This window comes from Bradyrhizobium sp. SPXBL-02, from assembly GCF_051853065.1.
GTDB lineage: Bacteria > Pseudomonadota > Alphaproteobacteria > Rhizobiales > Xanthobacteraceae > Bradyrhizobium.
In genome coordinates, this window is the sequence record NZ_CP182474.1 from 7413243 (window position 1) to 7425114 (window position 11872).

General features: G+C 65.6%; 13 protein-coding genes. 6 read left to right on the forward strand and 7 right to left on the reverse strand.

Translation table 11 applies throughout. The features are described 5' to 3' along the window. Nucleotides 1-18: 18 nt before the first annotated feature. The 5 genes from ACNJYD_RS34375 to ACNJYD_RS34395 form a co-directional block, all read right to left on the reverse strand. Nucleotides 19-1761, reverse strand: a complete 1743-nt coding sequence (locus ACNJYD_RS34375; RefSeq protein WP_439364631.1) for a SulP family inorganic anion transporter — start codon at nucleotides 1759-1761, stop codon at nucleotides 19-21. Nucleotides 1762-1865: 104 nt separating this feature from the next. Continuing rightward, a complete protein-coding gene (locus tag ACNJYD_RS34380; RefSeq protein WP_008566993.1) occupies nucleotides 1866-2138 on the reverse strand; it encodes a helix-turn-helix domain-containing protein in 273 nt (90 codons plus the stop codon). 264 nt (nucleotides 2139-2402) lie between these two features. Beyond that, nucleotides 2403-4451 carry an elongation factor G gene (locus tag ACNJYD_RS34385; RefSeq protein ID WP_439364632.1) on the reverse strand — a complete coding sequence of 683 codons (2049 nt, stop codon included), beginning with the start codon at nucleotides 4449-4451 and terminating at the stop codon, nucleotides 2403-2405. A gap of 154 nt (nucleotides 4452-4605) precedes the next feature. Continuing rightward, entirely contained in the window at nucleotides 4606-5085 is a 480-nt protein-coding gene (locus ACNJYD_RS34390; protein ID WP_172788721.1) for a DUF992 domain-containing protein, read from the reverse strand. A gap of 280 nt (nucleotides 5086-5365) precedes the next feature. Next, nucleotides 5366-6568 carry a pyridoxal phosphate-dependent aminotransferase gene (locus tag ACNJYD_RS34395; RefSeq protein ID WP_172788722.1) on the reverse strand — a complete coding sequence of 401 codons (1203 nt, stop codon included), beginning with the start codon at nucleotides 6566-6568 and terminating at the stop codon, nucleotides 5366-5368. 577 nt (nucleotides 6569-7145) lie between these two features. Between ACNJYD_RS34395 and ACNJYD_RS34400 the strand changes: the two genes are divergently transcribed. From ACNJYD_RS34400 to ACNJYD_RS34425, 6 genes are all read left to right on the forward strand, one after another. Further along, nucleotides 7146-7796: a glutathione S-transferase family protein gene (locus ACNJYD_RS34400; protein ID WP_172788723.1), complete on the forward strand. Its 651-nt coding sequence runs from the start codon at nucleotides 7146-7148 to the stop codon at nucleotides 7794-7796. Nucleotides 7797-7950: 154 nt separating this feature from the next. Beyond that, on the forward strand, nucleotides 7951-8127 hold the full coding sequence (locus ACNJYD_RS34405) for a hypothetical protein (RefSeq protein ID WP_162832045.1): 177 nt from the start codon (nucleotides 7951-7953) through the stop codon (nucleotides 8125-8127). Between the two features lie 73 nt (nucleotides 8128-8200). After that, entirely contained in the window at nucleotides 8201-8359 is a 159-nt protein-coding gene (locus tag ACNJYD_RS34410) for a hypothetical protein (RefSeq protein ID WP_212259390.1), read from the forward strand. A 128-nt stretch (nucleotides 8360-8487) separates the two neighbouring features. Further along, the gene (locus tag ACNJYD_RS34415; protein WP_439364633.1) at nucleotides 8488-9300 is read left to right on the forward strand and encodes a PAS-domain containing protein; all 813 of its coding nucleotides are present in this window, start codon (nucleotides 8488-8490) and stop codon (nucleotides 9298-9300) included. Between the two features lie 86 nt (nucleotides 9301-9386). Beyond that, a complete protein-coding gene (locus tag ACNJYD_RS34420; protein WP_260380959.1) occupies nucleotides 9387-9842 on the forward strand; it encodes a GNAT family N-acetyltransferase in 456 nt (151 codons plus the stop codon). Between the two features lie 248 nt (nucleotides 9843-10090). Further along, nucleotides 10091-11032 (forward strand): aldo/keto reductase, encoded by a 942-nt coding sequence (locus ACNJYD_RS34425; protein WP_439364634.1) that lies wholly within the window; start codon nucleotides 10091-10093, stop codon nucleotides 11030-11032. A gap of 31 nt (nucleotides 11033-11063) precedes the next feature. Here the strand turns inward: ACNJYD_RS34425 and ACNJYD_RS34430 are convergent, their stop codons facing one another. Beyond that, complete coding sequence (locus ACNJYD_RS34430; RefSeq protein WP_260380961.1) at nucleotides 11064-11387, reverse strand: antibiotic biosynthesis monooxygenase family protein; 324 nt, start codon at nucleotides 11385-11387, stop codon at nucleotides 11064-11066. A gap of 66 nt (nucleotides 11388-11453) precedes the next feature. Next, the gene (locus ACNJYD_RS34435) at nucleotides 11454-11825 is read right to left on the reverse strand and encodes an endonuclease domain-containing protein (protein ID WP_439364635.1); all 372 of its coding nucleotides are present in this window, start codon (nucleotides 11823-11825) and stop codon (nucleotides 11454-11456) included. Nucleotides 11826-11872: the final 47 nt, after the last annotated feature.

The following is an 11872-nucleotide window of genomic DNA, read 5'->3' on the forward strand; positions in this document are numbered from 1 at the left end:
GCTCTGTCAAGCGCGCGGTCAGCTCGCAGCGGACCCGTCGGCGGCCCGGCCCTTGATGTCGGCGATGGCCCGCTCGAGGCTCGTGCGGTAGCGTGCCCGCGGCGGCGTGACGCCATGGGTGAGCAGCGCGCGCCGGACCGCGGGCGAGGCCCCCGTGATGAACAGCCGGATGCCCTGGCGGTGCGCCTTGGCGGCAACGCGGCCGAGCACGTTGGCCGCGGTCGAATCCAGGAACGGCACCGCGGCGAAGTCGACCACGAAAGCCTTGCGCCGGTCGGCGATGCCGTCGAGCACGCCGCCGATCGCCGAGGCCGCGCCGAAGAAGAACGCGCCGGTGATGCGATAGACCAGCACGTCGCGGTCGACCGCAAGCGCGGGATCGTAACGCACGCGGTCGCCGTTGCCGTCGTCGGGACGATCATCCGCAACCAGCGGCGAGCGCTCCTCGATGCCCGTCATCTCCGCCATGCGATGGATGAACAGCACCGCACCCAGCGCGAAGCCGACCAGGATGCCCTCGGTGAGATCGCGGAAGATCGTGAGCAGGAAGGTCGCGAGCAGCACCACGGCATCGCCCCATGACGAGCGCACGAGCGTGGCGAATTCGTGCTTCTCCGCCATGGTCCAGGCCACCACGACCAGCACCGCGGCGAGCGCGGCCAGCGGAATGTAGCTCGCGAGCGGGGCCGCGATCAGCATGAACAGCAGCAGGAACACCGAATGCAGCATGCCCGCGAGCGGCCCGCGCGCGCCGGCGCGGATGTTGGTCGCCGTGCGCGCGATCAGCCCGGTGACGCAGATGCCGCCGAACAGCGCCGAGCCGATATTGGCCGCGCCCTGCGCCACCAGCTCGCAATTGGAGCGGTGACGGCGCCCGGTCATGCCGTCGGCCACCACCGCCGACAGCAGCGATTCGATCGCCGCCAGTAGCGCAAACGCGATCGCATCCGGCAGCACGGCCCGTGCCTTCTCCAGCGAGAACGCGGGCAGCGCCGGCGATGGCAATTCGCGCGGGATGCCGCCGAAGCGCGAGCCGATCGTTTCCACCGGCAGCGCGAATATTGCACAAACGAATGCGGCGAAGACGACCGCGATCAGGATGCCGGGCCAGGAGGGACGCCAGACCCGCAAGGATGCGATGATGGCGATGCTGACGATCGCGACCAGCACTGCGGATGGATTGATCGTGCTGAGGCCGCCGGCGAGCGCGGCGAGCTTCGGCACGAACTCGCTGGGCTCCTTCCCCGCGAGCGTGATGCCGAAGAGATCGCGGAGCTGGCTCGCAAGGATGATGACGGCGATGCCGGCAGTGAAGCCGACCGTGACGGGATAGGGAATGAACTTGATGTAGGTGCCGACCCTGAGCAGCCCCGCGCCGATCAGGAACAGGCCCGCCATCATGGTGGCGAGGATGACTCCGTCGACGCCGTGGCGCTCCGCGGTCGCCGCGACCAGAACGATGAACGCACCGGCCGGGCCGCCGATCTGGAACCGGCTGCCGCCGAGCATGGAGGCGATGAAGCCGCCGGCGACGGCGGTGTAGAGGCCGCGGTCCGGCGTCACGCCCGAGGCGATCGCGATCGCCATCGACAGCGGCAGCGCGACGATCGCAACCGTCAGGCCGGCGAAGACGTCGGCGCGGAGATCCGCGAGGCCGTAGCCTTCACGAAAGACGGTGACGAGCTTCGGCAGATACAATTCGGCAAAGGTCGGCTGACGCAGCTGGTGCAGCCGGCCTGCCTGATCGCCTGTGATGCTCATGTCAGCAAAGTGCTCCGCTGGCCCACGATGCTCCGAAGCATCGTGCGTCCCAAGGTGCGACGATGCGCTAGCCCAACTTGATGCCGGGCACGATCAACGCGCGATCATGCTCCGACGCGGCGCGGCGGCCCCGGCTCCTTCAAGCGAACGCCACGTCCGCCGCTGTCGCTTCGGGCCTGCTCGCCGATCAGCTCGACGCCGGCCCGGTCGAACGCCTCGACCACCTTGATCAGGGTCTCGACCACGCCACGAACATTGCCGGTCGAGGCCTCCATCCGCTGGATGGTCGGCAGCGACACGCCGGCGAGCTCGGCCAGGGTTTTCTGGTCGATGCCGAGCAACGCGCGGGCTGCCCGCATCTGGAACGAGGTGATCACCTTGGCCTCACGTATCAGAGTTTATATGTGATATTCTGTACATATACAATGATGTAAAATACATCATCATGAGGCTGGTGCAAGCGTCTCCTCCGTCATTGCGAGCGAAGCGAAACAATCCAGAATCCCTCCGCGGAAAGACTCTGGATTGTTTCGCTGCGCTCGCAATGACGCGTGGAGAGACAGCGCCGCACATCCCTCTCCCCGTAAGAACGGGGAGAGGGCGTGAGAGAGCGTGCATCCCTCACTGCGCGCGAGACGGACTCACGCCGCGTGCTGATGTGCGGCGATGATCTGGTCGGCGGCGCGGCCGGTGACTTCGGCCATGTGGTCGAACTGGCGCGTGAAGCTGCCGGCGCCGGCGGTGGCCGAGCGCAGCTCCACGATCAGCTCGCCGATCTCCGCTTCCGGCATCATGGCGCGGACACAGTCCCAGCCGGTCCAGCCATCGCGGGTGTCGAAGCCGAGGATCTGGCCGCGCCGCGCCGACAGGATCGCGTTGATCTTGGCGGTGGCGTCGGTCGGGCAGACGATCTCGACCATGTGGATCGGCTCCAGCAGCACCGGCTGGCATTGCGGCAGGCCTTCGTTGAGCCCGACCCGCGCCGCCGTGCGGAAGGCGAGATCGGAGCTATCGACGCTGTGATAGGAGCCGTCGGTCAGCGTCACCTGCACGTCGGTGACGGGGAAGCCGAGCGGACCGCGCGTCAAGCCATCGACGACGCCCTCCTCAACCGCCGGGATGTAATTGCGCGGCACCGCGCCGCCCACCACCTTCTCGGCGAACTTGAAGCCGTCGCCGCGCGGCAGCGGCTTGATGTCGAGCACGACATCGCCGAACTGGCCGTGGCCGCCGGACTGCTTCTTGTGACGGCCGCGCTGCGTGATCGGCTTGCGGATGGTCTCCTGATAGCCGATCGCGGGCGGATGCGAGGTAACCTTGACGCCGAAGCGGTCGCGCAAGCGCTCGCTGGCGACACGCAGGTGCATCTCGCCCTGGCCCCACAGCACGGTGTCGTGGGTCTGGGCGTTCTGCACGATCATGAGCGAGGGATCCTCCTCGTGCAGGCGCGTCAGCGCCTGGCCGAGCTTGACGTCGTCCTTGCGGTCGGTGGCCGCGACCGAGATCGCGAGCACCGGCGGCGTCGGCTCGATTGTGATCAATGCCGCGGGCGCCGTCTTGCCGTTCGAAACCGTGTCACCGGTCTTGACCGGATCGAGCTTGGCGAGCGCCACGGTGTCGCCGGCTTCGGCCGAGGCGCGCTTGGTGTCGTAGGCGCCGTTGACGGCGAGGATGCCGGAGATGCGCCCTGCGCCGCCGGATGAGGATTGCAGCGTGGCGCCGTCGTCGAGATGGCCGGCGAGCAGCCGCGTCAGCGACAGCTTTCCGCCGTGCTGCGAGTGCAGCGTCTTGAAGACGTAGCCGAGCGCGTCCTTGGTCTCGGGAACGCCGAGACGTTTTGCGGTCTCCGCAACGCCGGGCGCCTCGTGGCGCAACGCCTTCATCAGGCGCAACACGCCGTTCTCGCGCGCGGCCGCGCCAAGCAGCACCGGGCAAATCAGCCCTTCCCGCAATTCGCGGGCGAGGTCGTCGAAGACGGCATCGCGCGGCGGCTGGATGTCCTCGAGCAGCTGCTCCATCAGCGCATCGTCGTGATCGGCGAGCTTCTCCAGCATCGAGAAGCGGGCTTCCTTCTCGCGATCGAGATCGCCGCCTTCGAGCGCGATCACCTCGGAGGCCTTGTGCTCGCGATAGATGAAGGCGCGCTCCAGCGCGAGATCGACGAAGCCCTCGATCAGCTCGCCCTTCCAGATCGGGATCTGGCGCAGCACCAGCGGCACGCGCGAGGCGGGCTGCAGCATCGCGAGGGTTTCGCGGATGCGCTCGCTGGCGCGGTCGATCTTGTTGAGGAACAGGAAACGCGGAATCTTCAGCTGTTCCAGCTCGCGCAGGATGATCTGAAGCTGCGGCAGCTTCTTCTCGTCGGCCTCGCAGACCACGATTGCGGCGTCGACCGCAGGTAACGCGGCGCGCATGTCGTGGGCAAACTCGACGGAACCGGGACAATCGAGGAAGGTGTAGCTGTCGCCCATGAAACTCGTGGTGGCGGCAGTGAGGCCGACGGTCATCTTGTGATGACGGGCCTCCGGCGTGGCATCGCCGACGGACGTTCCGGCGTCCACGCTGCCGGCGCGCGGGATTGCGCCCGTTCGCGCCAATATTGCTTCCAGAAGTGTGGTTTTACCGCTTTGGAAAGGGCCCACCAGCGCGATGCACCGTGGACCTCGGGGACTTCTGACGTCTTGTCCCATTCGCCGCCTCCTTCTTGTGGAGCTCGGCCCATGATTGGGTCGGCAAACGCCGATGCTCTGCCCCTCCCCGAGATTTGGCAAGCAACAAACGTCGCTGCGGTGCGTCGTCCGTAAAATCGCGCCGCTTCGCGCGGCGCGATCACACGCAAAAGTGTTAACGGCCCGGACGGAGTTCCAGGCTCTCGAGGCCCGCAGCGATATTGAGTCCGACCTGGCCCTGCACGCTGAGCGGCTGGAGCGCGATCGAATTGTTGGAGCCGCCGACCAGCACGTTGCCGCCGAGGCCGACGCCGATCGAGGCGCTGCCCTGCGCGCCGGCGTAATTGCCGGCGAGGTCGCCGGGGCCGAGCCGGTCGACCGGTGCGAACACGCCCCAGGCCAAAGCCGTCTCCTGGGTGATGCCGATGTCGAGACCGACCTTGCGGATGGTCGCGACGTATCGATCGTCAGGCAAGCCGTCGGCGCGCAGCACGCAGCCGAGATGGGTCACCGACCCCACGATGAAGCCGACGCTGGCGCCGCCGCGGCATTCGAGCACGCCGACCCGCGCCATCCGCTGCTGCGCACCAGTGCTCACGACGGAAGCAATGAGGCCGGCAGCGGTGAGTCCGGCGAAGAGGAACGAACGGCGCATGAATATCTCCGGCGATGATGTGATGCGAGCAGAGAGAGCGCCCCACCCGTGTTGCGCGGTGGTCTATGCCACAAGAGCGGCAATGGTGCCAGATCCTCCGTCATTGCGAGCGTAGCGAAGCAATCCAGACTGTTTCCGCGGAGGGATTCTGGATTGCTTCGCTGCGCTCGCAATGACGGGGATGGAGGTGCGCCTTTAGCCCAAAGCAAATCTTCACATGCCAGAACAAAAAAGGCCCGCATGAAGCGGGCCCTTTCCAACCTGCACCATCGCGACAGTCTTACCGAAGATTGCCACAGAAGCGCTGGATGCGCTTGCAGGCGTCTTCGAGGTCCGAGGTCTTGGTCGCGTAAGAGATGCGGAACGCCGGTCCAAGGCCGAAGGCCGACCCTTGCACCACGGCGACGCCTTCGGTCTCCAGGAGCTCGGTGACGAACGTCTCGTCATTGTCGATCACCTTGCCCGACGGCGCGGTCTTGCCGATCGTGCCGGCGCAGGACGGGTAGACATAGAAGGCGCCCTCGGGGCGCGGACACTCGATGCCCTTGGCCTGATTGAGCATGGAGACGACGAGGTCACGGCGCTCCTTGAACACCTTGTTGTTGGCGGGGATAAAGTCCTGCGGCCCGTTCAGCGCTTCCACCGCAGCCCATTGCGCGATCGACGACGGGTTCGAGGTCGATTGTGACTGGATCGTCGACATCGCCTTGATGAGCTGCGCCGGGCCGCCGGCATAGCCGATACGCCAGCCGGTCATGCAATAGGCCTTGGAGACGCCGTTCACCGTGAGCGTGCGGTCGTAGAGACCGGGCTCGACCTGCGCGACGGTGGTGAACTGGAAGTCGTCATAGACGAGATGCTCGTACATGTCGTCGGTCATCACCCAGACGTGGGGATGCTTCATCAGCACGTCGGTGAGCGCTTTCAGCTCCGAGCGCGTGTAGGCAGCTCCGGTCGGGTTCGACGGCGAGCACAGGATGACCCATTTGGTCTTCGGCGTGATCGCGCGCTCGAGCGCCTCGGCCTGGAGCTTGAAGCCGGTCGCGGCGGTGCAGACCACCGGCACCGGCTCACCGCCCGCGAGCGCAACCATCTCGGGATAGCTGACCCAATAGGGCGCGGGAATGATCACCTCGTCGCCCGGATTGATGGTCGCCATCAACGCGTTGTAGAGCACCTGCTTGCCGCCGGTGCCGACGATGATCTGGTTCGGCTTGTAGGCGACGCCGTTCTCGCGCTGAAACTTCGCGATGATGGCTTCCTTCAGCTCGGGGATGCCGTCGACCGCGGTGTACTTGGTCTTGCCGGCCTCGATGGCGCGGATCGCCGCCAGCTTGATGTTGGCGGGCGTGTCGAAGTCGGGCTCGCCGGCTCCGAGGCCGATGACGTTGCGGCCCGCCGCTTTCAGCGCACGTGCTTTATCCGTGACCGCGATGGTCGCGGACGGCTTCACACGGTCGAGCGCAGCGGCAAGGAAGGACATCATCATCTCCTGGCGAGCGTCGTGAAGCCCTTCGCCTCACGACTCTGATTGTGGGAATGAGCCACCCTAAAACGTGTGCCGCTGCGCCGCAAGAAACTTCGGCCCGATCCCGGAAAAGTTTACGATTTGGAGCGGTTCAAGCCGCGATTTCCCGCAATTTTGCACAACTTTGCCTCCGGAATTGCTCATATCCGGCAAAGCGTGTCCTCGGAGCAATTCTGCGTGTTGCGAGTCAGGTTCTTCTCCGTCATGGCCGGGCTTGTCCCGGCCATCCACGTCTGGCCGCGCAGCACGAAGAACGTGGATGCCCGGGACAAGCCCGGGCATGACGACGCGGGAGCGTGCGCGATCGTCCCCCGACTTAACGACTATCCGACGCGCCCCGCTCCGCGTTGACGCAAGCGTGAACTAAATTGCATCGTCGCGGAAATGATCTTCCCAGGCATCGCAATGCGGTAGGGTTTTCGAGTTTTTCTATCGGCCGGCTCTTGCGGCGGATTCGCATCGGCATCATTGTTTAACCGCCTCGCGGGGCAACGAGCGCCGCGTCTTCTCGTCCTCGGATTCGAACGCCAGAATGTACAAGCTCTATTCGATGCAACGCTCGGGCAACAGCTACAAGGTCCGCCTTGCGCTGGCGCTGCTCAACCTGCCTTACGAAGCTGTGGAGGTGGACATTCTGCGCGGCGAGAGCCGCACGCCGGATTTCCTGTCCAAGAACCCGTCGGGCCAGGTGCCGCTGCTCGAGGTCGGCGAGGACCGCTATCTCGCCGAATCCAATGCCATCCTCTGGTACGTTGCCGTCGGCACACCGCTCGCGCCGGAGAACCGCATCGACCGCGCCGAGGCGCTGCAATGGATGTTCTTCGAGCAGCACGCGCTCGAGCCGAATATCGGCGCGGCCTATTTCTGGCTGTCGCTGGTCAAGGGTGGTCGCGACCTGCAGACCCATTCGCTGGAGGACTGGATGGAGCGCGGCTACGGCGCGCTCCAGGTGATGGAGAACCACCTCAAGACCACCCCCTATTTCGCCGCGCGCCAGCTCACGGTCGCGGACATCGCGTTGTACGGCTACACCCACCTCGCCGAACGCTGCGACTTCGACCTCCAGGCCTTCCCGGCGATCCGGGACTGGCTGAAACGCGTCGAAGCCACGCCCGGCTTCGTGACGATGGACTGGCGCCCGGCCGACATCGACGACCCCGCCAGCATCGCCGCGAGCGCCTGACGGCGCGCCCGCTGCGGCGAATAGCGGGCATAACGGCCGTCTTTGCCGCAATCCCGCCACTTTCGGCGCGGGCGCCGCCGCAATATTGCCGGTTGAAACTGGGAAATTCTGGAAAGTCGCGGGTGATTCGCTCGCGTGTTGAAGGATTTAGACCATGATGCGGGCGTCCGGCACGGCGGGCTTTCAGAGCCCATCCGCTACCGTCGCGTCTTCCCGGCTCACCCATGCGGTCGCGGCCTCTCTCGCCGTCGCCGCGCTCTCGCTGTGCCTGATCGTCACCCTCACGGTGCTGTCGACCAAGGCGACCATGGCGATGGGCCTGCCGGTCTGATTCCCGTTTCATCCTGGACCAGCCTTCAGGGCGCCGTGCGGCCCGCGCCGACCGGCATCGCGACAGGACGTCGATGAAATCACCTGTGGTAGTCGTTGCAATCACCCTGACTGCGGCCATCCTGGTCGCGGCCTCGCTGCTGATCATCGTCGGCACGCGCAAGGGCGCAGGCACGTCGACGCTGAACGCGCCGACGCTGCAGCAGCGCGTCAAGCACGCGCAGATGGTCTAAAATCTTCCGAAAGCCTTACGCTTGCGCACAAGCGCATCTTAAGCACGCCGCATGAAATCGCAGCGCGGTCACGCAACGATCAGCCAGTGTTGCGGCCTTACCTCGTTCGGGAGGAGCGAGACAGGTCCATGCGGTTCGGATGGCGTGCGATCTCCGGTCCGGCGCTGACGGCAGCGGCCCTGCTGCCGGCGCTGCTGCTCGATCGCCTCGTCCCCGCGCCCTCGCCCGCCCCGCTGTTCGTCGGCATCGTGGCCCTCGCCGGCGCGCTCGCAGGACTCGCCTCCGCCGTGACGACCGCGATTGTCGCGGTGATCGGCGCGGCACTGTTCTTCCTCCATCGCCACGGCGTTTCCGGCCATGGTGCCGCCGATCTGGTGCCGCTCGGCCTCCTGGCCGTCACGGCTTTCGGCACCGCCGGCATCACCGGGCTGATGCGCGAGCGGCTGCTCGGCAGCTTCGCCGCCGAGCGCCGCAGCCACGCCACTGCCGCGCGGCTGTCGGCCGCGCTCGACAAGGTCGATATCGGCATCGTGCTGCTCGATGCCGAGACCCGGGCCGAATTCATCAACCGCGCGTTCCGCGATTATTTTGCGGTGCCGGACGAGATCGCCGACGCCAAGCCGCCCTTCATCGCGCTGATGTATCACGGCCGCGACACCGGCGCGTTCGAGCTGCCCGAGGACGAGCTCGGCACCTTCATCGCGCAGCGCATGGAGATGGTGCGGGTCGGCGATGCGCCGCCGATCAACATCAAGCTGCGCAACGGCGAGGTGCTGCGCTTCGTCTGCACCGCACTGCCCGACGGCGGGCGGATGCTGAGCTACACGCCCGTGACCGACCTCGTTCGCCACAGCGATGCGCCGGCAAGTGCCGACTACTACCGCTCGCTGCGCGATCCGACCGGCCGCAAGCTGATCCGGTACTTGCGCGCTGCGGAATGAGGCGAGTGTGCGATTGATCGGCAATACGATCATCACGTATGAAGGACATCCCTTCGTCGCGCACCCCCGAGATCGCGGAAATTCACATGTCGCTCATCATTCGCGCCGTCACCAGGCAGGACTACGATCAATGGCTGCCGCTGTGGGACGGCTACAACGCCTTTTACGGCCGCTCCGGTCCGACCGCGCTCGCGCCCGAGATCACGCGGATGACGTGGCAGCGCTTCTTTGATGCCTATGAGCCGATGCATGGGCTGGTCGCCGAGGACAACGGCCGCCTGCTCGGCCTGACGCATTATCTGTTCCATCGCAGCACCACCGCGATCGAGCCGTCCTGCTATTTGCAGGACCTGTTCACGTCCGAGGCCGCGCGCGGCAAGGGCGTCGGCTCGGCGCTGATCCATGGCGTCTACGAGCGCGCGAAGCTGGCGGGATCGCCGCGTGTCTACTGGCAGACGCACGAGACCAATCTCACGGCGCAGCGCCTGTACGACAAGGTCGCCGAGCGCTCCGGCTTCATCGTCTATCGCAAGATCTTCTGAGCCCCGGGGGCCTGTGGATAACTCCGCCTGTCACCCGCGCGTAACATAGCAAGACTAGGCTGCCCCTGCGTCTGGTCAGGCCCCCGTCACCGATCATGCGCCCCAAGCGGTCCCCGTCAGTCGCCGCGTCTGACAGGGGCCGCATTTTTTTGTCCGCGCTGCCGGCATGGCAGCAGCGCGGCCGCCCGCTTGCTGCTGCGGCGCGTGGTGGTCAGAATATCCGCCGCTCATCTCCGACAGGATCTTTCATGGAAATTCGCAATCTCGGCGCCTCCGGCCTTCGCGTGTCCGCGGTCGGGCTCGGCTGCAACAATTTCGGCCAACGCACCGACCTCGAGACCTCGCGCAAGGTGATCCATCGCGCGCTCGACCTCGGCATCACGCTATTCGACACCGCCGACATCTATTCGAACATGGGCGGCTCGGAGACCGTGCTCGGCACCGTGCTCGGCGATAGCCGCAAGGATATCGTGCTGGCGACGAAATACGCCAAGCCAATGGCCGAGGACGGCACCAAGCAGGGCGCCTCGCGCCGCTACATCATGGAGGCCGTGGAGGCGAGCCTGAAAAGGCTGAACACCGATTACATCGACCTCTATCAGCAGCACGATTACGACCCGCTGACGCCGATCGAGGAGAGCCTGCGCGCGCTCGACGATCTCGTGCGCCAAGGCAAGGTCCGCTACATCGGCAACTCGAACTTTCCGGCCTGGCGGATCGCGGAAGCCGAATACGTCGCGCGTGCGATGAATGTCAGCCGCTTCGTCTCCTGTCAGGACGAATATTCCCTGCTGGTGCGCGACATCGAGAAGGACCTGCTGCCGGCCGCGACGGAATACGAGCTCGGCCTGTTGCCGTTCTTCCCGCTCGCGAGCGGCCTGTTGACCGGCAAATACCGGAAGGGCGAGGCCGCGCCTGCGGACACCCGTTTCGGCAAGGTGCCGCGGCTGCGCGATCGCTACGTCACACCGCGCAACGAGGACATCGTCGAGAAGCTCGCCGCCTTCGCCAAGGCACGCGGCCATTCGATGCTGGAGCTCGCCTTCTCCTGGCTCGCTGCGCGCCCGCAGGTCTCGAGCGTGATCGCGGGCGCGACCCGCGTCGAGCAGATCGAGGAGAACGTCAAGGCGATCGCCTGGAAGCTCAGCGCGGAGGAGACGGCGGAGATCGACAGGATCACGCTGGGTTGATTTTGCGACGACCGACCTTTGCGGCGCGGCGTTATTTCGCGCCGCGCCCCACCGTCTGCATCACCTCGAAACCCTCGAGCTGGGGATGACCGAGATAAAGCGGCTTGTTGTCGCCCGCCCTATGATGCGCGGCGCGAAACGCCTCCGACTTGGTCCAGGCCTCGAACGCCGCATAATTCGCCCATACGGTGTGCGAGGCGTACAGCGTGTGGTCCTCGGCTTCCGGCCCGCGCAGCAGGTGAAATTCGACGAAGCCCGGCACCTTGTCGAGATGGGTGTCGCGCGTGAGCCAGACCTGCTCGAAGGCAGACTCGGAGCCCTTGGCGACGCGGAAGCGGTTCATGGCGATGTACATGGGGTGGTGTCTCCTCTAGGCGCGATCGTCAGGGATGCGATGCTCTCTCGCTCCCTCTCCCCGTTCTTACGGGGAGAGGGTGGGGTGAGGGGCTGCCTCCGCGAGTTCGGTTTGAATTATAGTCAGAACGCCCTCAATGTTGCCAAGGACATCGTTGTTCCAGAAACGAAGCACCTTGTACCCCTTTTCTCTCAGGCGCTCATCGCGGATTGCATCTGCTGCAGATTCATTGTGCTGCCCGCCATCGACTTCAACCACGAGTCGCTTCTCGCGGCATACGAAGTCGCAGATGTAGCCGATAATTGGTTCCTGTCTGACGAATTTGTGTCCATCGATCCTCCGACTGCGGATGCGATTCCAGAGGACCGTCTCCGCGCCTGTTTGATTGACGCGCAGCTGTCGCGCGAGTCGGATAGACTTTTCATTGTGGCCACGCATTGCCTTGCCCCTCACCCGGATTGCTGCGCAATCCGACCTCTCCCCGC